At 71.8% G+C, this 21,292-nt stretch carries 17 protein-coding genes; 5 read left to right on the top strand and 12 right to left on the bottom strand.

What is annotated here, in order from left to right; translation table 11 throughout:
- Window positions 1-94 precede the first annotated feature (94 nt).
- Window positions 95-1,387, top strand: coding sequence for a M14 family zinc carboxypeptidase (locus JHN45_RS26910; RefSeq protein ID WP_201050965.1), 1,293 nt, complete (start codon window positions 95-97; stop codon window positions 1,385-1,387).
- A 15-nt stretch (window positions 1,388-1,402) separates the two neighbouring features.
- Here the strand turns inward: JHN45_RS26910 and JHN45_RS26905 are convergent, their stop codons facing one another.
- From JHN45_RS26905 to JHN45_RS26895, 3 genes are all read right to left on the bottom strand, one after another.
- On the bottom strand, window positions 1,403-1,822 hold the full coding sequence (locus JHN45_RS26905; RefSeq protein ID WP_201050964.1) for an SSI family serine proteinase inhibitor: 420 nt from the start codon (window positions 1,820-1,822) through the stop codon (window positions 1,403-1,405).
- A complete protein-coding gene (locus JHN45_RS26900) occupies window positions 1,819-3,327 on the bottom strand; it encodes a M14 family zinc carboxypeptidase (protein ID WP_201050963.1) in 1,509 nt (502 codons plus the stop codon). Before JHN45_RS26900 ends, JHN45_RS26905 begins: the two co-directional genes overlap by 4 nt.
- A 247-nt stretch (window positions 3,328-3,574) precedes the next feature.
- Entirely contained in the window at window positions 3,575-4,126 is a 552-nt protein-coding gene (locus JHN45_RS26895) for a DUF1707 and FHA domain-containing protein (protein ID WP_200717085.1), read from the bottom strand.
- A 173-nt stretch (window positions 4,127-4,299) separates the two neighbouring features.
- Between JHN45_RS26895 and treZ the strand changes: the two genes are divergently transcribed.
- Entirely contained in the window at window positions 4,300-6,048 is a 1,749-nt protein-coding gene (gene treZ, locus JHN45_RS26890) for a malto-oligosyltrehalose trehalohydrolase (RefSeq protein ID WP_201050962.1), read from the top strand.
- 95 nt (window positions 6,049-6,143) lie between these two features.
- On the opposite strand, the gene JHN45_RS26885 is transcribed toward treZ, so the two are convergent.
- The 3 genes from JHN45_RS26885 to JHN45_RS26875 form a co-directional block, all read right to left on the bottom strand.
- Window positions 6,144-7,082 (bottom strand): phosphotransferase family protein, encoded by a 939-nt coding sequence (locus JHN45_RS26885; RefSeq protein WP_201050961.1) that lies wholly within the window; start codon window positions 7,080-7,082, stop codon window positions 6,144-6,146.
- Window positions 7,083-7,125: 43 nt separating this feature from the next.
- Complete coding sequence (locus JHN45_RS26880; RefSeq protein WP_201050960.1) at window positions 7,126-8,253, bottom strand: aminopeptidase P family protein; 1,128 nt, start codon at window positions 8,251-8,253, stop codon at window positions 7,126-7,128.
- A 125-nt stretch (window positions 8,254-8,378) separates the two neighbouring features.
- Window positions 8,379-8,984, bottom strand: a complete 606-nt coding sequence (locus JHN45_RS26875; protein WP_200716303.1) for a PDZ domain-containing protein — start codon at window positions 8,982-8,984, stop codon at window positions 8,379-8,381.
- A gap of 174 nt (window positions 8,985-9,158) precedes the next feature.
- Here JHN45_RS26875 and JHN45_RS26870 point away from each other — a divergent pair, with 174 nt between their 5' ends.
- On the top strand, window positions 9,159-10,691 hold the full coding sequence (locus JHN45_RS26870) for a hypothetical protein (protein ID WP_201050959.1): 1,533 nt from the start codon (window positions 9,159-9,161) through the stop codon (window positions 10,689-10,691).
- A 7-nt stretch (window positions 10,692-10,698) separates the two neighbouring features.
- Here JHN45_RS26870 and cyc2 read toward each other — a convergent pair whose 3' ends face one another.
- The gene (cyc2, locus tag JHN45_RS26865) at window positions 10,699-12,852 is read right to left on the bottom strand and encodes a germacradienol/geosmin synthase Cyc2 (RefSeq protein WP_201050958.1); all 2,154 of its coding nucleotides are present in this window, start codon (window positions 12,850-12,852) and stop codon (window positions 10,699-10,701) included.
- 168 nt (window positions 12,853-13,020) lie between these two features.
- Between cyc2 and JHN45_RS26860 the strand changes: the two genes are divergently transcribed.
- Window positions 13,021-14,265, top strand: a complete 1,245-nt coding sequence (locus JHN45_RS26860; RefSeq protein ID WP_201050957.1) for an endonuclease/exonuclease/phosphatase family protein — start codon at window positions 13,021-13,023, stop codon at window positions 14,263-14,265.
- A gap of 74 nt (window positions 14,266-14,339) precedes the next feature.
- Here JHN45_RS26860 and JHN45_RS26855 read toward each other — a convergent pair whose 3' ends face one another.
- From JHN45_RS26855 to JHN45_RS26840, 4 genes are all read right to left on the bottom strand, one after another.
- On the bottom strand, window positions 14,340-15,200 hold the full coding sequence (locus tag JHN45_RS26855) for a TIGR03619 family F420-dependent LLM class oxidoreductase (protein ID WP_201050956.1): 861 nt from the start codon (window positions 15,198-15,200) through the stop codon (window positions 14,340-14,342).
- Between the two features lie 76 nt (window positions 15,201-15,276).
- The gene (locus JHN45_RS26850) at window positions 15,277-16,449 is read right to left on the bottom strand and encodes a damage-control phosphatase ARMT1 family protein (protein WP_201050955.1); all 1,173 of its coding nucleotides are present in this window, start codon (window positions 16,447-16,449) and stop codon (window positions 15,277-15,279) included.
- Between the two features lie 22 nt (window positions 16,450-16,471).
- Complete coding sequence (locus tag JHN45_RS26845; protein ID WP_200716297.1) at window positions 16,472-17,119, bottom strand: ScbR family autoregulator-binding transcription factor; 648 nt, start codon at window positions 17,117-17,119, stop codon at window positions 16,472-16,474.
- 306 nt (window positions 17,120-17,425) lie between these two features.
- On the bottom strand, window positions 17,426-19,243 hold the full coding sequence (locus JHN45_RS26840) for a S8 family serine peptidase (protein ID WP_201050954.1): 1,818 nt from the start codon (window positions 19,241-19,243) through the stop codon (window positions 17,426-17,428).
- A 367-nt stretch (window positions 19,244-19,610) separates the two neighbouring features.
- Here JHN45_RS26840 and JHN45_RS26835 point away from each other — a divergent pair, with 367 nt between their 5' ends.
- On the top strand, window positions 19,611-20,555 hold the full coding sequence (locus JHN45_RS26835) for a lytic polysaccharide monooxygenase (protein WP_201050953.1): 945 nt from the start codon (window positions 19,611-19,613) through the stop codon (window positions 20,553-20,555).
- 28 nt (window positions 20,556-20,583) lie between these two features.
- Here the strand turns inward: JHN45_RS26835 and JHN45_RS26830 are convergent, their stop codons facing one another.
- On the bottom strand, window positions 20,584-21,237 hold the full coding sequence (locus JHN45_RS26830) for a Tat pathway signal sequence domain protein (RefSeq protein WP_200717713.1): 654 nt from the start codon (window positions 21,235-21,237) through the stop codon (window positions 20,584-20,586).
- Window positions 21,238-21,292: the final 55 nt, after the last annotated feature.

Genomic DNA, 21,292 nt, shown 5'->3' with positions numbered 1-21,292 from the left:
TGGGCGCCCCCTGGAGCCTCCCCCGCGGTCTTCTTGACAGTTCACAGAGGCCATGAAGTACTGCGGTTGCGAAGCCGGGGCGGAGTAGTCGGGGGTGAGTCTCCTGCCGGAGTTGCGATACCCCAGTGTGGCCGAACTGGTCTCGTCCGCCCGGGCGTTGGCCGCTCACCGGCCCGCCCTGTGCACCCTGCGCCAAGTGGGTGTCTCCCGCGCGGGCAGACCACTTCACCTGCTGTCCGTGGGGCACGCCCGGCGCGCCGTCCTGGTGGTCGCGGGCGCCCACGCCAATGAGCCGACCGGCGGCTCCACCCTCCTCGCACTCGCCGAACGGGTGGTCCGCGAACGGGAGTTGAGGTCGGACACCTCCTGGCACTTCCTGCTCTGCGCGGACCCGGACGGGGCGAGCCTGCACGTCACCCCGGCCCCGCGCAGCCTGTTCGACTACCACCTCGGCTTCTTCCGCCCGGCGGGCCCGGAGCAGCCGGAGTGGTCGCCCTCGGTGCTGCCGCCCGATCGGCTGCCCCCGGAGACGCGTGCGTTGACCCGGGTGATCGACGAACTGCGGCCCTACCTCCAGGTGACCCTGCACGGCACCGACCTGGGCGGCAGCTGGGTGCAGTTGACGAAGGACATACCGGGGCTGGCCGAACCGTTCGCCAAGTCGGCGGCGGAGCTGCGCATCCCGGTGGAGACGGGCGCCTCGGACGCGGCGGGCTGGCCCGCCTCGGGGCCCGGGGTGCATGTGATGCCGGCGCCCGGTTCGGACGCGGCCTACCCGAGCATGCCGGACGACGCCCGGCACAGCACCTGGTACCACGCGCACCGCTACGGCGGCCTGACGGCGGTCGTGGAGGTCCCGATGTGGGCGAGCGACCTGGTGGACGACCCGGCACCGCATCCCGCCCCTGCGGCGGCGTTACGGCGGCTGGCGCGCCGGCTGGTGCGGGACGGGCGGGAGGTGGAGCGGGTGCTCGCCGAGGCGCTGCCGCGGCTCCAGGGCGTCGACGGGCCGCTGCTGCGGGCCGCCAAGTGGGCGCTGGAGCTGGTGCCCGGCCTGGCCGCGGACTGGACGCACACCTCGCCGGCCGACACCACGATGGCGTACGTCGGCAGCGTGGACGCGTTCGGGCGCCGGCTGCCGTTACGGGCGGCGGCGATGCTGCTGCGGGTGCTGCGGGAGACCGACGACCGCGCGGCACCCCTGCTCGAACACCTCGTCGCGAACTGGAGCGACGCCTTCGCGGAGCGCTTCCGCGCCCGCTGGGTGCCGCTGGAGCACCAGGTGGAGCACCAGTCCCGCACGGTCGTGGCGGCGGCGCTGTACGCGCGCGAGCAGGCGGACGGAGTCGGCGAGGCTTCACGCGCGCGTGCCCGGCGCTCGGCCTGACCCCGCCCGTACCGGTCAGCCGTCGAGCGCGAAGACGCCTCCGGTCCGCGCCGCCATGACGCACCCGTTCGAGAAGGTCCTCGTGTAGTCGATCGGACGCCCTTGCCACTCCCCGCGCGCGTGGGCGGTCACCGGGGCGTAGATCATCGGGCAGAACACGCTGGCGGCCGGGATGGCGTCGATGTCACCGCCCACCGCGGCCAGTTCGGCACAGGCCTCGGCCGCGTGGGCATGGCCCTGGGGCGGGTCGCACAGGAGCAGGGTCCCGCGCGTGTCAGTGGACCGGCTGTCGCCACGGGTGACGGTGAGGTGGAGCCAGTCGCCCTGGAGGCCGTGCCGGGGCGCCGCGTGGGCGGGTGCCTGGCCTGCGGCGAGGAGTACTGCCGCTGCCAGGAGAGCACCCCGGAGAGTGGTCGTTCGGGAGGTGTGTGTCATTCCAGGTGCATCGGCACCGCGCTCTCCGTACCCCAGCCCGGCTCACCCGAACGGGAGCGAACGGGCGTGTACCGCCGGGCCAGTTCGAACGCGCTGAGCACCACGCGCGACTGGTACTCGACCTGGCGTGCGACGGAGATCCAGCGCGCCCCGAAGCCGTCCCGGTAGTCGGCGCACCACTCGTCGATCAGCCGGTCCAGCTCCGGCAGCACACCGGCCGGGTCGCTCCCGGAGGCGACGACGAGCTGGTACAGCAGCCCCGCCGTGCGCAGCGCGAGGCGCCGGCCCGCGATGCGCAGGGCCGCGAGATGCGCGGTGTTGAGCGGCGGCAGCGGGCGCGCGGCACTGGTGTCGACATCGGGATCCCACGCGTCTGCGAGCCCGGGGCACACCAGCAGGTAGTCGTCGACCGGCGCGAGCAGCCGCGCGGCGTCGGGCACGAGAAGCGTGCGGGGCAGCAGACCGGGCGTGGCCGCCGGCACGGGAGCGGGACGACCGACGTCGTGCCGGGGGCGGCTGTCGGCCGCGTCGGCCGTCGGCGGTCCCACCGCGCCGGCATGGGAGAGCTTCCCCGCCTCCCCGACGCCCGCGCACGGCCGCACCTCCCCCGGCTCCGCTGCCGCGCCCTGCACGTACGGCCTTATGCGCGCGAGGAGTTGCTCCAGGATGCGGGTGTCGTGACGCAGGGTGTGGCTGACGGTGCGCAGGACCGCGTCCGCGTCGGCGGGCGGGCTGCCGTCCTCGACGCCGGACACGCCCCACATCGGCGCCTCCACGACCGCGGTGACCGTGCCGTGCCGGTGTGGGTGGAACCAGGTCGACTCGACGGCGGCCTCGGTGATGGCGGCGGCCAGATCGCCCCTGCGCGGTGGTGGGATGCGGTAGACGGCGGGGCCGATGCCGGGCCAGTACAGGGTGTCGTACGGCCCGAGTTCGCGCGGGATGCCGAGGCGGGCCGCGGTGTGCGCGACGCGCTGGGCGAGGCCGGGGAGGTCGCGGGTCAGTTCGACGAAGCCGCCGCCGACGTCGACGCCGTGCAGGGAGCACTGGAGGAAGGGCCGCAGTTCGTCCTGGACCTCCAACAGGGCGCGGGTTTCCGGGAGTCGGGCTCCGGCCGCGCCGTCGGGCAGCCACTCGGGCTGTTCAAGGAAGCCGGGCCGGAAGAAGTTCCGGAAGTACCGGCCGAGGCTGTAGGGGCCGGGCAGCCATCCCTCGTTGCGGCGCGAGCCGTCGGGGTCGAGGGACAGCAGCAGGTTCCAGGTGGCGTCGGCGCCCTCGCTCAACCGCGGGTCGGCGAGGACCCGTTCGGCCAGGCGCAGCACCGTCGCGCCGCCCACGGGTTCGTTGGCGTGCGGTCCGGCGACCACGAGGGCCTGGCGGCTGCCGTGGCCCACGGAGAGCAGCCACAGGGGCGTACCGGCGCGGGAGGTCCCGACACGGCGCAGCCGGGCGTCCCGGGGGCGGCGGGCGACGAGCGCGGCGGCCTGGGCCGCGAGTTCGTCCACGGACGGGTAGCGGAGGAGTGGTGGCAGGGCACACCTCCACAAAAGTGGTGCCGTCGGTTCACCTGATGTGCATGGTGTACGCACAGTCAGTCACGGCCTGAGGGGTACGTCAACACCGCCGTACGCAAAGGGATTTCACTCGCACCCAAGATCGCCACATCGGGTAAAGCCCAGGCCAGAGGTGAGGTGGGGCTGAGTTCGGGCTCGGTCCGAAGTCGGTCCTGAGTCGGTCCTGAGTCGGTCCGGCTCAGTTCACGGCGAGCCGGAACGCCATCCGTCCGAAGCCGATCTGATCGCCCTCGCGGACGACGGCCGCGCCGATCACCCGACGGCCGTTGACCGTCGTGCCGTTGGTCGAACCGAGGTCGCGCAGCACCCACATGCCGCCCTGGCGGCTGAGTTCGGCGTGCACCCGGGACACCGTCTCGTGGGTCAGGCGCAGCCCGTTGGCGGGGTCGCGGCCGATGCGCAGCGAGTGTCCGCTGCCGGGGTGGGGCAGCAGCAGCTTGGGGAGCCGCTCGGCCTGCCAGGCCCTGCGCAGCCGTACCGTGAACCCGGAGACGGCCTCGACGGTGCCGAACAGGGCGCGGGAGAGGCGGCTTTCGGTGGGCAGGTCGGCGGTGAGCGCGACGAGTTCCTCGGACCGGCGGGCGGCGAGTGCCAGCTCCATGCGCCGGATGAACGTGTCGTGCGACAGCCGTCCCATGGCGACGCCGTCATGGAGGACCTTGAGCGCCTTGTCGCGCTCCACGTCGGACAACCGCGCGGGGTACGTGTGGAACTCGAAGGACGACGTCACGTTCGTGATTGTCGGGCAGTGAACCCCGGGTGTCCAGAAGACGCGGAAACGGCCCGCACGCGCGCGAAGATGACGACACCTGCGCCAAAGGGGTGGATTCAAAAGCGGATTGATCTCGTTTGAAGCACGATGGACGGGCTACATCCCGGTGAGCAGACGAAGGGGAACCGTCCGTGCAGTTCGAGGTGTGGGCACCAGAGGCAGACCGTGTGACGCTCCATCGCGAGGGCGCCACGCGCGCGTTGGAGCGCGATCCCGACCGCGTGGGGTGGTGGAGCGGCGAGGCGGAGGCGGGCGACGGCACGCGGTACGGGTTCGCGGTCGACGACGGCCCGCCGCTGCCCGACCCGCGCTCGCGCCGCCAGCCGGACGGCCCGGACGGCCTGAGCGCCGTCGTCGAGCACGAGCGGTACGCGTGGCGCACCGCCGACTGGCCGGGGCGCCCGCTGCCGGGCGCGGTCCTCTACGAGCTGCACGTCGGCACGTACACGCCCGAGGGCACCCTGGACGCGGCGGCCGACCGGCTCGGCCATCTCGCCGAACTGGGCGTCACCCACGTCGAGTTGATGCCCCTGTGCCCGTTCCCCGGCCGCCACGGCTGGGGTTACGAGGGTGTCTCCCTGTGGGCCGTGCACGAGCCCTACGGCGGCCCCGAGGCGCTGAAGCGGTTCGTCGACCGGGCCCATGAACTCGGTCTGGGCGTCGTGCTCGACGTGGTGCACAACCACCTTGGCCCGTCCGGGAATTACCTGCCCGCGTTCGGCCCGTACTTCACGGACACCCACCAGACCCCGTGGGGCAGCGCCGTGAACCTGGACGCGCCCGGCTCCGACGAGGTGCGGGCCTTCCTCCTGGGCAGCGCGCTGGCATGGCTGCGCGACTACCGGATCGACGGGCTGCGGCTGGACGCGGTGCACGCGCTGCAGGACACGCGCGCGTGCCACTTCCTGGAGGAACTGTCCGCCGCCGTCGACGCGTTGGCCGCCGAGACGGGCCGACCGCTCTTCCTGGTCGCCGAGTCCGACCTGAACGACCCGCGTGTGGTCACCCCCCGCGCGGAGGGCGGTCTCGGGCTGCACGCCCAGTGGAACGACGACTTCCACCACTCCCTGCACACCGCGCTGACCGGTGAATCGCAGGGCTACTACGCGGACTTCGCGCGGTCCCCGCTCGCGGCGGTCGCCAAGACGCTCACGGGCGGCTACTTCCACGACGGCACTTATTCGAGCTTCCGCAACCGGCACCACGGCCGCCCCCTGGACCGTACCCGCGTGGCCGCCCACCGGCTGCTCGGCTACAGCCAGACCCACGACCAGATCGGCAACCGCGCCCAGGGGGACCGCCTTTCGGCCTCCCTCTCCCCCGGCCTGCTGGCCTGCGCGGCGGCGCTGACGCTCACCGGCCCCTTCACGCCGATGCTGTTCATGGGCGAGGAATGGGCGGCGGGCACACCCTGGCAGTTCTTCACCGACCACACCGACCCGGACCTCGCGGACGCCGTACGGCGGGGCAGGCGGCGGGAGTTCGCGGCCCACGGCTGGGCCGAGGAGGACGTGCCCGACCCGCAGGACCCGGCGACCCGCGACCGCTCCTGCCTGGACTGGTCGGAACCGGAGCGCGAGCCCCACGCGCGCGTGCTGGCCTGGTACCGCCGCCTCATCGCCCTCCGGCACCAGCAGCCCGACCTCACCGACCCCGACCTCTCCGACACCAAGGTGGCCTACGACGAGGACGCCGGCTGGCTCGCCCTCCGACGCGGCGACGTGCGCGTCGCGGTGAACCTCGGCAAGGAACCGGCCGCGATCCCCCTGGGCACCCGCCCGGCGGAGATCCTGGCCGCGTGGGACCCGGTGGAGGTACCGGGGGCGGACGGGTTGCTGCGGCTGCCCGGGGAGTCGTGCGTGGTGCTGGCGCAGGCGTAAACGCTTGCGCATACGTTTACGCAAAGGCTTGCGCAAGCGTTTACGCACACGCTTGCGTAGACGTTTACGCGAGCGTTTACGTAGACGTTTGCGCGCTACAACTCCCCGTCCCCGTCCCGCAGTTCCGTCACCCGCTCCAGCAGGATCGCCTCCCAGGTGCGCCGCAGTTGGGCTCTCAGGAGAGGCAGAGGACCGCTGTCGCGGCTCTTGAGGTGGTCGGCGAGGCGGACCACCGTGTCGCAGCGGGCGAGCCAGAGGCCGCGCAGGCAGGGGCGGGCGCCGTAGCCGGCGAGGGTGGCGGCGCGGACGGCGGCGGGGGCGCCGACGGCCAGCGCGAGCCCGGCGATGTCCTCCGCGGGGTCGCCGAGGGCCGCGTCGGTCCAGTCCAGGACACCGCGCACCCGGCCGTCGGCGCTCACCACGAGGTGCTCGCCCTTGAGGTCGTGGTGGACGAGGACCGCGGTGGCGGACTGCGCGGCGAGCTGGACCGCGCCGGGCTGGGTGAGCTGGTGGAGGCGGGCGGCGTCGAACTCGTCGGCGGCGGCCAGCCGTTCGGCCGCCTGCTCGGCGGCGCGGCGCAGGGCCTCCAGGGAACGCGGGGCGGTACGCGGGACGCCGAGCGCCTCGGCCTGCCGGACGGGCACCTCGCGCAGTCCGGTGAGCAGCCCGGCGAGGTCGGCCTCGCCGACCGCGGAGACGTCCTGGTCCTCGCCCGACCGGCCGGGCACCTTGGTGTCCAGCGTGTAGGTGAGCCCGGGCGCCCACTCGCCGTGCGCCACGCTCGTCGGCACGGCGACGGGGAGATACGGCCGTACGAGGTCGCGCAGACGCAGTTCGCGGCGCTGCCGCAGGGTGGCCTCACGGTCTGGGGCGAGGCGCAGCACATGGCGGGTGCCGACCCACCACGTGGAGTGCTCGCCGCCCTCGGCGACGGGCCGTACCTCGGGTCCGGTGCTGTCGGCCGCACTGTCCTTGAGCAGGGAACGGACCAGTTGTCGGACGGTGTCCGCGGTGGGTGTCGGTGCCTGGGTCATGGTCGCGCCGCTGCCGTTCGGGGGTCGGGGCTCCTGGTCGTCGTCAGTCCACCAGGGCCATCTCGCGGGCCGTGTTGTTGAGCCGTCGACCGCCGTCCTCGGTCACCGTGACGATGTCCTCGATGCGCACCCCGAAGCGGCCGGGCAGATAGATGCCGGGCTCCACGGAGAAGCACATCCCGGGCACGAGGGGCTGTTCCTCGCCCTCGATCATGTACGGCGGCTCGTGCGTGGTGACGCCGATGCCGTGGCCGGTGCGGTGGATGAAGTAGGGGCCGTATCCGGCGTCGTCGATGACCGCGCGGGCGGCCCGGTCGACCTCCTGGCAGGCGACTCCGGGGCGTACCGCGCGGAAGCCGGCCTCCTGGGCCTCGCGGACGAGGTCGTGGACGCGCTGTTCCTCGTCGTCGGGTTCGCCGACGTGGACCGTGCGCGAGGTGTCGGAGCCGTAGCCGTCCTTGAGGCCGCCGAAGTCGAGGACGATCATGTCGCCCCGCTGGATGACACGGTCGCCCACCTCGTGGTGCGGGTTGGCTCCGTTGGGGCCCGAGGCGACGATGGTGAAGTCGACCTGGGAGTGCCCGAACTGCCGCAGCAGATCGGCCAGATCGGCGCCGACGTCGGATTCGCGGCGGCCGGCGAAGGGAACCTTCCGGATCTCCTCGTACGCTGCGTCCGCAGCCGCTCCGGCGGCTGCCATGAGCCGCAGCTCCGCCGCGTCCTTCACCGCGCGCAGCATCGGCAGCGCGTCGGTCAGGGAGGCATAGGTCGTGTCGGGCAGCGTCCTCTGGAGTGCCAGCAGATGCATCGCCCAGGCGTTGTCGCTGATGCCGAAGCGGCCGGTCGCGTCGAGCAGGGCGGCGGTGGCCGCGTAGGGGTCCTTGCCGTCGGTCCAGTCACGCAGGGTGAGGGCGTCGGCTCCGGGGGCCTTGGCGGCGTCGGGGGCCTCCAGGGTGGGGACGACGAGGACCGGGGAGCGCCCGGGGGCCAGGACGAGGACGGTGAGCCGTTCGGTGGGCGCGGTGGGCGCGTAGCCGGTGAGCCACACGAGGTCCGGGCCCGGAGCGATCAGCAGCCCTCCGAGACCGGCGTCGGCGGCGGCCTGCGCGGCGCGGTCCATGCGGGCCCGGTAGTCGGCGGCGGTGAAGGGCGCGGACGTGCTACCGGTCATTCAGGCCTCCGAGAACGGGCGAAAGGTGGCTACGGGCAGCATCCTGCCCGCACCCGGAGGCCCACGCGAGCCGATCGACGGGAACGACGCGCTTCCGGCCCGCACGCTCGGTGGCTCGCCGCGCGTCAGACGACGAAGCCGGGGACCACGGTGAACTGCTGGAAGCCGCCGCTGCGGTGACGCACCGTGACGGTGACCTCCTTCCCCGGGTGGGCGCGGGTGACGGCGTGCGCGAGGTCGGCCGCCGAGTCGATCCGGGCACCGCCGAACGTGAGCAGCACGTCACCGCGGACAAGACCCGCCGTGTACCCGGGGCCGGGCATGTGAACGCCGACGATCAGCGCACCCGCCTTCTCCGCGTCCACGGCCTCCACCCCGAGCGTCGCGCCGGCCGACGTGGCGGACGTGGGCGACGCAGGCGGTGACATCGGGCTCGCGGCGGACGCGGAGCGGTCTGCCGGGGTGCCCGGGGTGGCCGTCCGTGCCGGTTGCCGGGCCGCCTGGCGCTGCATGTCGGCGAGTTTGCTCATACCGATCACGGTGGCGCCGACCGTGCCGAGCCCGACCCCCGAGAGCACCAGGACGGTCCCGACGAACACGCTGAACAGCAGGGTGATGAGCCGTCGGCCGCGGCGCCGCGCGGCGTGCGGGCGCCGGGTCGTGCCGGGCTTGGTGCCGTCGCCGGGCTCCTGGCCGGGCATCGGCTTGGGACGCAACGCGGTCTGTTCCATGGATCGCCTCCGGCAGATGCTCTACCCGGCGCACCGGTGCCCGACGTGCCACGAACGAGTGAGACTGACCGAGGGTCAGGAGAGGGAAGCCGGTCCTGCGCGCAGCAGGCGTGCGTGACGCCTCACTCCCGCGGCCCGGGCCCGTTGTCAGTGCCGCCTGTTACGTTCTGTGACATGACCGATCACGCCCTGCGGCTGCTCCGACAGCACGCCCACCTGGCCGAACTGGCCGCGTTCCCCTTCGACTTCGACCTGCGCCGCGCACAGCACGGCGAGGCGGTCCGGCTCGCCTCCGGCGGCCCGCTGCGGCCTGTCGCGGGCGACGACACGGGCGGTACGTACTTCGTGTGCGCGGACGGTTCCGTGCTGTACGCCGACTCCGAGGGCTCGGCCGGGATCATCGGCTCCAGTGTCGACGAGGCGCTGGAGCTCCTGATCGGTCTGCCCGGCTGGCGCGACCATCTGGACCTGTCCCCGTCCGACGGCCCGGAGAAGATCCTGGCAGTGGTCACGGAGACGGAGGACGAGTTCCGCGAGGACTACGGCCTCGACGAGGCGCGGCCCCGGCTCCGCGCCGCCCTGGGCCTGTCCGAGCGTTCCCCGGTCGAGCTGATCGGCATGCTGCACGCGGCCCTGCTGCGTACGGAGCCCGACTTCCTGCTCCTGAACGAAGGGGAGGGCGGCGCCTACGCACTCCTCGACCGGCATCCCCGTCCCCCGCTGTGGGAGCCGGTGCTGGCCCAGGGGCGAGCTGATCTGGCGGCGCTGCGCGCGGGCGACCGTACGGTGTGGGACACGGTGGCCGGAGACCCCGTACGGCGTCGACTCGCCCTGCGGGCCGCGCAGTTCGACCGCGCGGACGGCGATCTGGAGCTGCTGCGACATCTGCTGCGGCGCGAGACGGAGTCGTCGATGACGGACGAACTCCGGCTCGCCGCCGTGCTCGTGGGGCTGCAGGGGCACACCGAGGATCTGCCGTTGCTGCACGAGGTGCGGGAGACGGACTTCGACACCGCGTGCGGGCTGAGCGAACTGCCGGGACCGGACGCGGACGCGGCGGCCCTGCGGGAGTGGGCGCTCGCCCTGGACGACTGCTTCTTCGGCACGGACCTGTCCGACGAGCCGTCGGACACCTGGACCGATCTGGCCATGGATCAGGGACTGACCGAGCTGGCCCGGGTCACGCTGATCCGCGCCCTCGACGAGATCGAGATGGACCAGGGCAGGCTGAGACGCCCGGACGCGAAGAAGGCTCTGGACACATCTCCCCTGTCCTGGCTCGCCCGCGACTTCGAGCGGTTGGGCGATCTCCCGCAGGCGCTGCGCGCCCAGCGCCTCTACGCCGCCCTCCAGGACACGGCGTGGGACCGTGTCTCGGCCCGGCTGACCCAGGCCCGTCTGGAGCGGGAGACGGGTGAACTCGCCCAGGCGAAGCGGACGTTGGCAGCCCTCCGAGACATCCTCGCCACCCCGGCCGACGACTCCCTGAGGCACTGGCAGGGTGTCAACCTCGGCCGGTTCATCGCCGAGGAGCACTACGCCCTGACCCGCGCGCTGGCCGACGCGGACCTCCCGGAAGAGGCCCGCGCGACCCTGGCCGCCGCCGACGCGATACTCGGCGAGCTCTCGGGCGCCGCTGCCACGGCCGCACGGAAGCTCGCCGAGGAAGTGACCGAGCGGGTTCGGGACCCCAGGGACCTCGGTTGACGGGGCGTCAGGCGAAGGGCATCGCCGGCACCCGGTCCGGGAGGAAGCCGTGTGAACGGCGGGCCAGGTAGCCGGACTTGTAGCGGTCTACCTCGCGGTGCCAGTTCAGGATGCCCGCCATCCAGTGCTGGAGGTCGGTCACATAGCCCCGCATGATCTCGCGTGCCTCGTCCGAGAGGTCGAAGTCGTCGTAGACGACGGGCAGTTCGTTCGCGGCGACGTGTTCGAACTGGCGCATGCGCTGGGTCATCAGGTCGTGGACGACGCCGAGCGCGGTCGGGTAGTCGATGCCGAAGAAGTTCTGGACGACAAGGATGGCGTTGTGGACCTCACCCTCGTACTCGATCTCCTTCTGGTAGGAGAAGACGTCGTTGATGAGGCAGCCGTAGTCGATGGCCGCGTTCTCCAGGGCGCGGACCGGGCCGGTGCGGTAGACCTCGGGCGGGACCTTCGGGCCGTGGCCCATGCGGCACATGCTGAGGGTGAGGTCGGAGCCGAAGGTGGCGCGGCGCATCTCCAGGTAGTCGACCGGGTCGGGGATGCGGTGCTGGATCTGGTTGGACAGCTCCCAGACCCAGCTCTCGGTCATCGTGTTGATGGAGTCCTTCAGGGTGTGCCGGTCGTCCACGGGCATCTCGGCGGTGGTGAGGGCCCACAGGTCGATGAGCCCGCGCTCCATCGCGTTGACCGGCACGACGACCGCGGGTCCCTCGACGGGCATGCAGTCGGAGAGGCGGGCCGTGGTGACGCGGGCGGCGGCGAGGTCGCCTCGGACGCCGTAGACGAGGGGGTAGTAGTCGTCGCCGTAGGTGCCCCAGGCGAGCCAGCGCGAGCTGAGGTCGAGGGCCTCCTCGGTGGCGTCCGGGTCGATGCCGGCCGCGCAGAGCGGGAGGTCGGCGGCGGCGAGTTTCTCCTCGTCCCAGACGCCCTCCTCCAGCATGCCGACGGAGTGCATCCAGTCGACGAGGCGGTGCCGGGCGCCGTCGAGGTGCGGGCTCAGTTCGACCTGGAACGGCATGTAGAAGTCGGGGAGTTGGGAGGGCCCGACCTTCTGGAAGGGGACGTGGGTGTAGGCGCGCAGCCGTTCGGCGCCGGCGGAGGCGAGCAGGGCGCCGATGTCGGCGGCGGAGGTGCCGAGGCCGGTCGGCCCGTTCAGCGACGAGTTGTCGAGGGCGCCTTCGTTCATGTAGCGGCTGGAGCGCAGATGCCACTCGTGGCCGCCGGACTGCCAGTCCTGCAGCCCCTGCGTGTAGGCGGCGACGGCGGCGACCTCGTCCGGGGTGAGTCCGTTCTCCAGGGCCACGGCGGGCACTTCGGTGAACGCGGTGTGCTCGAACTGGTGGAGCCGGGAGGTGAGGACGTCGTTGACGGTGTCGGCGGCCTCCTGGGTGGTGCAGCCGAAGAAGGTCTCCAGGACGAGCACGCCGTTGCTGTTCTCGCCCTCCTCCTCGACCTCCCGCTGGTAGGAGAAGAGGTCGTTGCGCAGGTGGACGCCGTCGGAGAAGGTCTCCATCAGTACCCGCAGCGGCCTCGATCCGGCGACGGACGCGGGCACTTCGGCGGTCGCGTACTCCACGAGCCCCGCCGACCAGGGGGCGCCGCCCACCTTGCGGCGCATCTCGATGTACTCGACGGGGTTGGCGATGCGCCCCTCGTTGATGTTGGACAGCTCCCACAGGGACTCGTTGAGGAGGTGCTCGGTGGCGACGGCGAAGCGGCGGCGCCAGTCGACGGACATCGACGGCACCGTGCGCGCCCACAGGTCGGCGAGCCCCGCCTCGACCGGATTCTCCGGCTCCGGTACGGGAGTTGTGAGGTCCAGCGGCATGAAGAGCGGGAGCCGGTCAAGGTAGGCCTTGCCGCCGGCGCGGTCCTGGCTGCGTTTGAAGATCTCCAGGAAGTGGTCGTCGAAGAAGAAGACCCACACGTACCAGTCGGTGATCAGCGACAGGGCGGGCCCGTCGCAGTCGGGGTGGGTGTAGGCGCAGAGCAGGCCGTAGTCGTGCGCGTCGAGGTCGGCCTGCTCCCAGATCCCGGAGCCCTCCAGCATGCCCATCTCGCGTGCCCACGTGGAGGAGTGGGCGCGGGCCTCGTCCAGATGCGGGTTGAGGCGCGCGGGATACGGCATGTAGAAGTGCGGGAGTTCGAACGGCTGGGTCATGGCCGGGCCCTACCCGTGGCCCTGGGCGGCCATCCCGGGCAGGGGACATGATCACACCATCGCGTGAATCGGCGGTGAACCCATGAGTTTCGCCCGCATCTTGTGGCGTTCACTTCTACGCGCGCAGACTACGGGGGTTCACGTGTCCCCTCCCTCGCCGGAGTCCCGATGAACCACTCCAGCTCTTTCTCCCGCCGTACCGCGCTCGCCTCCCTGGCCGGGGCGGCGCTGGCCGGTACCGCCGCGTTCCCGGCGTCGGCGTCCGGGCGCCAGGGGTACGGGCGGACCGTGCGGTTCGCCACGTTCAACGCCTCGCTGAACCGTGCCACGCAGGGTGCGCTGGTCACCGATCTGTCGACGCCCGACAACGCCCAGGCGCGCAATGTCGCCGAGACGATCCAGCGGGTGAACCCGGACATCCTGCTGATCAACGAGTTCGACTATGTCGAGGGCGGCGCGGCGGTCCGGCTGTTCCTCGACAACTACCTGTCCCGGGGCCACAACGGCGCCCGTCCGATCCACTTCCCGTACCACTTCACCGGCCCGGTGAACACGGGCGTCCCCTCGGGCGTCGATCTCGACGGCAAGAACGGCGTGGTCACGACGCCGGGTTCGGACGCGTACGGGCAGGACGCGTTCGGCTACGGCTTCTTCCCGGGGCAGTACGGCATGGTCGTCCTGTCCAAGTTCCCGATCGACACCCGCGCGGTGCGCACCTTCCAGCACTTCCTCTGGAAGGACATGCCGGGCAACGTGATCCCGCCGGGCTACTACAGCGACGCGGCCCGCGCGGTCTTCCGGCTCTCCTCCAAGAGCCACTGGGACGTGCCGGTCCGGCTCGGCCACGAGACCGTGCACTTCCTGGTCTCGCACCCGACGCCGCCCACCTTCGACGGCCCGGAGGACCGCAACGGCCGCCGCAACCACGACGAGATCCGGCTGTGGGCCGACTACATCGGCGGCCACGCGCGCAGCACCTATCTCTACGACGACAAGGGCGTCCGGGGCGGGCTGCGGCCCGGCGCGCGGTTCGTGATCGCGGGCGACCAGAACGCGGATCCGTACGACGGCGACAGCTACGACCACGCCGTACGGCAGTTCCTCGACCACCCGGCGATCAACCTGCCCGCGAAGCCGCCCGCCAGCGCGGGCGGAGTCGAGGCGGCGAAGCTCCAGGGCGGCGCCAACACCGGCCAGATCGGCAACCCGGCCTACGACACGGGCGACTTCAACGACACGGCGCCGGGCAATCTGCGCGTGGACCACGTCCTGCCGTCCAAGGGCCTGGTCCCCGGGAAGAACGGCGTGTTCTGGCCGACCTCCGACGACCCGCTGTACCGCCTGGTCGGCGACGGCACCACGGTCGTCACCTCGGACCACCGGATGGTGTGGCAGGACGTACGGCTCGGCTGAGCCGACGCCGGGCCGCTCCCACAGCGGCGGCCCGGCATCAGGGCATGGTCAACTCCCTTGACTCAAGGGCGACTTCACTCCCCCGCGAGACGCGAAACGACCTCCTCGCCGACCCACGCGAGCGCGTCCGGCAGCGCCTCCGTGCTCACCGGCAACCAAAGGGACGCGGAGACCAGCCCGGCGTCGGACAGCCGGCCCAGTTCGTCCCGGACGCTCTCGGCGCTCGCGTCGGCTCCGCCCAGCGGGCGTCCCGGCACCTTCACGGCGGGCGCGAACCCGGGCGGCACGAGGAACAGCCCTGCCGTCAGTGCCAGTTCACCGGGATCGCGTCCCGCTTCCCCGCCGAGCGCGTCGAGCCGCGCCCGCACCTCGGTGAGCCCCTCGGCATCGACCCCGGAGCCGTGCCAGGCGTCGCCGAAGCGCAGGGCCCGGCGCAGTGCCGCGTCGCTCTGTCCACCGATCCACACGCCGGGTCCGCCCTCGGTACGGGGCAGCACCCCGAGCCGCGCGGAGCCCTCACCGCGCCACAACTGCCGTACGACGGCGAGCTGTTCGTCGGTCCGGCGGCCCCGTCCTGCGAACGGGACGCCGACGGCCGCGTACTCCTCGGTGTCCCAGCCGGTGCCGACACCGAGCGTGAGACGACCGCCGGAGAGACGGTCGAGGGTGGCGGTCTGGTGGGCCAGGATCAGCGGGTTGTACAGCGCCGCCACCAGCACGCTGGTGACCAGCCCGATCCGTCGTGTCGCCCCGGCCACGGCCGCCAGCAGGATCAGCGGATCCGGGGTCACGCCCGTCGCACCGGCCACCGCGTGGCCGCTCGCGAAGACATGGTCGAACCCCAACTCCTCTGCTCTGACGGCGACTTGAAGGACCCCGTCCACCTCCTCGTCCCGGTCGGGCCACAGACGGTGCGGTGCCACTCCGATACGCATCTCGGTCGTACTCCCCTCGTGCGACAAGAACGTCAGTGACGACCCAACAGCACGACGGGCGCCGGGGACACCCCGTTCACGCCCGCACCTGGATCAGGGCATGGGTGCCGCCCGTGCGCCAGCGCTGTTCCTCCGCCGCGACCAACGCGGCCTCCGTGTCGGCGGCGAGGCCGGTGATGACATCGGACTTGAGGGTGCGCAGGGCGGCGACCGGGCCCGGGAAGTAGGCCGTGACGTCCACGAAGGGTGTGGTCGGGGCCCAGCGGCAATCACCCACCAGGCGGCGGTAGTTGAGGTCGCCCTTCACGATCGTCAGGGTGGCCGCGGCGAACTCGGCACGGAGGTCGGCGGGCATGTCGGCGTACGGCAGCGGGGCGCAGGAGAAGGGGTGGGCGCGCACGGTGAGGCGGCCGTCCGCCATGGCCGACCAGAGGCGGCGGCCGTACGTCGCCGCCGCACCCGGCGCTCCGGTCAGCCGGTGCAGGGCGTCGACGACGTCGGTGGTGGTGGCGTCGGAGACGTAGTACGGGTGGGGCTTGATGTGCAGGACCGCCTGTTCGATGCGCCCCTGGTCGAGGAGGTGGGCGATCAGCAGCAGGTCGGGGATGAGTTCGCGGCCCGCGTTGTCGGCGACGAGGCACAGGGTGCCGGAGAGGAGCGACCACAACCGGTCGCTGTCGTCGGCGACCAGGGCCGGGACGGGGGCCCGCGAGGCCGATTCCGCTCCGGCGGCGGAGAGGCGGAAGCCGAGGTCCGCGCGGTTGCCCCAGAGGGAGCCGTGCAGCAGCGCCTGCCCGCGCTCCGCCGGCGACTTGTCCTCCAGCGCGTCGAGGGCGGCGAGTTCCTCGTCCGTCTCGGGAGCGTCGAGTTCGGCGCGTTTGAACGGGCGGAACGGGTCGATGCCCTGCCAGGCGCCGGGGCCGAAGTAGCCTACGGCGCCCAGGAGTTGGCGGTAGAAGTAGCTCTCGGACCAGAGCCAGGGGACGTCGTACCAGGAGCGTCCGGCGTACTCGTCGGTGCCCCAGGCGGCCCACTGGGCGCGGTCGGGGGCGTCGGCGGGGAGAGGCTGGACCGTGCCCTCGGTGCAGTTCTTCAGCAGGGCGTCGAGGGCGCGGTGCTGTGCGGGGCCGTAGGGGAAGGCGTCGCGTACCTGCTGGATGATGGCGGGGTGCCGTTCGGCCAGCACGCTGTGGGGGAACGAGCCGGGCTCGTTGCCGAGGATCACGGGCGCGGCGGGGGTGTCGGGCATGCGGCTCACCGTACCGGGCGGGTCAGCCGGCGCCGATCTCCCGCTCCAGTCGCGCGGCGAGGCCGAGATAGCGGGCGCGGCGCGGGACGGGGACCACGCCGCGGATCACCAGGTGCCACATCTCGGCGGTTCTGCGGGGCTGGAGGGCAACCGGTTCCAGAGCGCGCCCGATGACGCGGATACCGACGAAGAGGCCTATGAGGGTGCGGGCGACGGCGTCCACGTCGATGTCGGGGTGCGCGTCGGCCTCCGCGACCGCGCCGGCGAGTTTGCGGGCGGCGATGTCGAGCCACTCCGTGAAGGGGTGCGGCATCGGGGGCCGTACCTCGATCTCCCCTGCGGCGAGCCGGAGTCCGGCCCGTGGGATGGGGCCCTCGACGGCCAGCCTGGTCATGCCGAAAGTGACACGTATCAGCGTCTCCAGTGAGGAGTAGCCCCGGCTGTCCATGTCCTTGGTCATCTGCCGCGAGGCCCTGACCTGCATCTCCAGGATGGTGTGGGCGAGGTCTTCCTTGGCCGGGAAGTGGAAGTACAGGGCGCCCTTGGTGACTTGGGCGTGGTCGACGATGTCGCTGAGGCTGGTGGACTCATAGCCCTGCCGGTCGAACAGCTCGGCGGCGGCCGTGATGATCGTTGTGCGGGTCTGTTCGGCCCGTAGCTGCCTCACCATCGACTGAAACACTCCCGTGAAGGAAAAAACAACGGCTCATGCCGTTTTTTGTTACCCCCTGCACACAGTAGCTCACCGTCCGACGCCCTCGACCTAGCCCTCGAAGACCACCAACATCCCTCACGTTCCCATCACTTGCACCTCTCTGTCACCCCCACCCCGACTCTTGACCACTTTCGGTATCTGTGGCACGTGTCAGCAACCGTTCTCGGCCATACGGACGACCGGCCGCCCCGGGGAGGCGCCCGTGGGGGCGCGCCTCTCCTTACGGGTCGGCCGGTCGGTTTCTGTGCACGACCTGTGGATTCAGAAGGTGAGCTTCCAGCTGTTGAGGGTTCCGGTGTCCTGGGCGGCGGTGTCCTGGACCCGCAGCTTCCAGGTGCCGTTGGCGGTCTCGCCGGAGGCGTCCACGGTGTAGGTGGCCTTGACGTCGTCGGCGGAGTCCGAGGTACTCGCGGACTTCAGACGGTACGTCGAGCCGTCCGGGGCGACCAGGTCGAGGACGAGGTCACCGCGGTAGGTGTGGGTGATGTCGACGGCGACCTGGAGGGCCGAAGGCGCGTTGCCGGTACGGCCGTTGACGGCGATCGGGGACTCGACGGCCGAGCCCGCGTCGGGGATCGCGACGGCGGTGCCGCTGGAGAAGGTGGTCCCCGTCGTCGTACCGCCGTTGCCGCTGACGGCCTGGACGGTCTTGGCCGCGTCCGCGAGTCCCGCGCCGCAGCCGCCCGAGCAACTGCCGGGCAGGGCGCGGGCGTTGGTCTTGATGGCCGACTCGATCTGGGCCGGGGTGAGCGCGGGGTTCGCCGACTTCATGAGCGCGACCAGGCCCGCGATGTGCGGGGTGGCCATGCTGGTGCCCTGGTAGTAGGCGTACGACTCGGTGGAGGGCGTCTTGGTGCCGGAGTTCAGCGTGGAGTAGATGCCGTTGGCGGTCCCGGTGCTGGTCTGGCCGCCGGGGGCCGAAATGTCCACGCCCGTACCGTAGTTGGAGTAGGACGCCTTGGCGCCGGCACGGTTGGTGGCGGCGACCGAGATGACGTTGGCGCAGTTGCCCGGCGAGTGGTTGGCGACGTTGTCGTTGTCGTTGCCCGCCGCCACCACGACCGTGGTGCCGCGGTTCACGGCGGCGGTGATCGCGCTCTGGGTGGCCGAGGTGCAGGCGCCGTCGCCGCCGAGGCTCATGTTGATGACCTTGGCGATGTTGCCGTTGGCGGGGACGCCGGAGACGGTGCCGCCGGAGGCCCAGGTGATGGCGTCGATGATGTCGGAGTCGTAGCCGCCGCACTTGCCGAGGACGCGCAGCGGGGAGATCTTCGCGCCGTAGGCGATGCCCGCGATGCCCTTGCTGTTGTTGGTGACGGCGGCGATGGTGCCTGCCACATGGGTGCCGTGCCAGGAGGAGTTGCTGGCCGGGATGCCCGTACCGCACTCGTTGGCCGCGTAGTAGTCGCCGGGGTCGGCCGGGTTGCTGTCGCGGCCGTCGCCGTCGACCGAGACGGCGGTGTCGGTGATGAAGTCGTACCCGGCGACGATGTTCGCGGCGAGGTCGGAGTGCGTGACGTAACCGGTGTCGATGACGGCGACGGTGACCCCGCTGCCGGTCGAAGTCGGCCACGCGGCGGGGACGTTCATGCCGGCGGCTGCCTCGAACAGGTCCCACTGCTTGCCGTACTCGGTGTCGTTCGGGTCGGCCTGCGGGGTGTTCAGCCGGTCCGGTACGACGTAGGAGACCTGCGGGTCGGACCTGAACTCGGCGATGACGTCGGCGACTTCGGTGGTGCTCTTCGCGTCGCCGAGGCCGACGAGGGCGGCGCCGGTGCCGAGACGGCGCTGGAAGTCGACGTCCTCGCCGGTCTCCTTGCCCTTGGCGGTGGCGTCGGCTTCGGCGGCCCGGTTCGAACTCGCCTCCGCCGCACCGGACTTGTAGCCGACGATGAGACGCTGGGCGAGGGTGCCGGGGGCGGCCTCGGTCTGGCCGGACAGGGTCGGCGCGGCGGTCAGGGCGGTGGGGGGTTCCTGGGCGACGGCCACCGAGGTCGCCACCGTGGCAAGGAGGGCCGCGGAGACCGCGGCGACGGATATCAGGGTCCGTCCGGTGGGGAATGCCGTGGGAGTGCGCAAGGGCTTGCCTTTCGTGGCCGGACTCCGAGCAGGGCGGAGCCGCGGTCGATTCGCTTCGTCGTCGAAGCGGCGGGGGGTCGATCCGAAGAGCGCCGGACGCGGCAGCCGCCTCATCAGGGGTTGCCTGTGGGTCAGCTGTGGCCAAACGATAGGCAAAGAGAAGGTCATAGAGATACGGGGGAAACCCTCGATCGGGCCGGAAACCGCCCTCGACATCGGCCGGTTGACCGATCTGCCCCGGTTCACGCGGCGGGAGCGGACCGAACACGCGGAGCCCGAGGGCCGTGGGGGCGGACTGAACGCGGGGGGCCCGAGGGCCGTATGACACGGACAGACCGTTCCCGCCCCGGCCGAGGAGACGTTCCGGATGTCCCGGATGACCGCACATCGCACCGCCATGGCGGGCGCCGCCATGGCCCCGCTGCTGCTCACCGTCTGGGCGGCGGGTCCGGCGCAGGCGCACGGGGCGCCGACGTATCCGGTCAGCCGGGTGTACGCCTGCTCGCCGGACGGCGGCAGCGCGGCCAAAACGGCGGCCTGCAAGGCGGCCGTGGCGGCGAACGGACAGCCCTTCACGTTCTGGGACAACATCCGGGTCCCGAACGTCAACGGGCGGGACCGGCAGCTGATCCCCGACGGGAAGCTGTGCAGCGGCGGTCTGTCCGACTACAAGGGGCTCGACCTCGCCCGTAGCGACTTCCCGTCGACGCGGCTGACGCCGGGGGCGAATCTGACGATGACGTACGCGTCGACGATCGCGCACACCGGCACGTTCAAGTTGTATCTGACGAAGGCCGGTTACGACCCGTCGAAGCCGCTCACCTGGTCCGAGCTGCCGACGCAGCCGTTCGCCGAGGTGAAGGACCCGCCGCTGACGGGTGGCGCGTACCGCATCAAGGCGACGCTGCCGACGGGCCGGACGGGGCGGCAACTGATCTACACGATCTGGCAGAACAGCAGCACCGAGGACACGTACTACTCGTGCTCGGACGTGGTGTTCCCCGGCGGCACCACTCCTTCGTCGAAGTCCACGGCGGGGACGGCCGGTTCGAAGGACAAGACGGCGAGTCCGTCACCGTCTACGTCCAAGTCCCCTGCGGCCGCGAGCACTTCGGCCAGCGCCACGGCGTCCGCCGCGGCGCAGAAGGCCTCCCCCGCCGAGGAGACCACCGCGCCCGGCAGCAGTCCGGTGGCGTCCGACGTCGACGCCTCTTCGGGCGGCCCTTCGGCGCCCATGGTGGCGGGCGGCGCCGCCGCGGTGCTGGTGCTCACCGGGGGCGCCGCCCTGGCCCTGCGACTGCGCCGACGCTAGCTCGGCGCGAACAGGCCCTGCTTACTTCCTAGTTGGTGTAGACCGCCGCGCCGTTGTCCGTCACCGGGGCGTACTTCGCGGTGAAGTAGCCCGCGCTGAAGCACAGGGACGAGCCGGAGGTCTTGGTGAAGGCCTGGCTGGTGAAGTTGATGCTGGTGTCGGTGTTGCTCGCCGTGCCGCTCAGGCTGGGTGCCTGGTAGACGCAGGTGATGCTGCCCAGCAGGGTGGTCAGCTTGACGGTGGTCTGGATGGTGGAGCCGCTGGCCGGGGTGACGGTCAGGGTGCCGTCCGAGACGGCCGCGGTGCTGTACGGCAGGTTGTCGACGGTGATGCTGGAGACGCCGAGGACGCCCAGGACGTTGCTCGTGCAGCTGCTGCTGCTGAAGGTCTGCCCGGAGACGGACTCGGTGGCGGTGCCCGGCGCGGTCGGGTTGTCGGTGACGGTCGCGGTGAACTGCGACGAGGTGCACTTGATGCCGCTGGTGCCGGTCGCGCTGGAGTACAGGGTGGCGCTGGTGCCGGAGGCCAGGGGCGCGGTCAGCACATCGCCGACGGCGACGGGCGTACCGCCGAGGCTGCCGGTGGTGAGCACGGGGGTGTCGGCCGCCGAGGCGGGGACGGTGAAGGGGAGGGTGAGCGCGGCGACGGAGCCGACGAGGGTGAGGACGGTGCGAGTGCGCATGCGGGTGTACCTCTTCTTCGAGATGGAGGGTCGAACCGGGGGGTTCTTTGGGGGG

The organism is Streptomyces sp. MBT53, from assembly GCF_016654115.1.
Lineage (GTDB): Bacteria > Actinomycetota > Actinomycetes > Streptomycetales > Streptomycetaceae > Streptomyces.
Note: the sequence above shows the minus strand (reverse complement) of the source record. Positions and strands in the feature narration are given on the sequence as shown.

Bases quoted from the DNA above. Each gene is read 5' to 3' on its own strand.
- JHN45_RS26905 (WP_201050964.1), bottom strand. From the start codon at position 1,822: ATGACACACACCTCCCGAACGACCACTCTCCGGGGTGCTCTCCTGGCA.
- JHN45_RS26885 (WP_201050961.1), bottom strand. From the start codon at position 7,082: ATGACCCAGGCACCGACACCCACCGCGGACACCGTCCGACAACTGGTC.
- JHN45_RS26880 (WP_201050960.1), bottom strand. From the start codon at position 8,253: ATGACCGGTAGCACGTCCGCGCCCTTCACCGCCGCCGACTACCGGGCC.
- JHN45_RS26875 (WP_200716303.1), bottom strand. From the start codon at position 8,984: ATGGAACAGACCGCGTTGCGTCCCAAGCCGATGCCCGGCCAGGAGCCC.
- JHN45_RS26870 (WP_201050959.1), top strand. From the start codon at position 9,159: ATGACCGATCACGCCCTGCGGCTGCTCCGACAGCACGCCCACCTGGCC.
- cyc2 (WP_201050958.1), bottom strand. From the start codon at position 12,852: ATGACCCAGCCGTTCGAACTCCCGCACTTCTACATGCCGTATCCCGCG.
- JHN45_RS26860 (WP_201050957.1), top strand. From the start codon at position 13,021: ATGAACCACTCCAGCTCTTTCTCCCGCCGTACCGCGCTCGCCTCCCTG.
- JHN45_RS26855 (WP_201050956.1), bottom strand. From the start codon at position 15,200: ATGCGTATCGGAGTGGCACCGCACCGTCTGTGGCCCGACCGGGACGAG.
- JHN45_RS26850 (WP_201050955.1), bottom strand. From the start codon at position 16,449: ATGCCCGACACCCCCGCCGCGCCCGTGATCCTCGGCAACGAGCCCGGC.
- JHN45_RS26845 (WP_200716297.1), bottom strand. From the start codon at position 17,119: ATGGTGAGGCAGCTACGGGCCGAACAGACCCGCACAACGATCATCACG.
- JHN45_RS26835 (WP_201050953.1), top strand. From the start codon at position 19,611: ATGTCCCGGATGACCGCACATCGCACCGCCATGGCGGGCGCCGCCATG.
- JHN45_RS26830 (WP_200717713.1), bottom strand. From the start codon at position 21,237: ATGCGCACTCGCACCGTCCTCACCCTCGTCGGCTCCGTCGCCGCGCTC.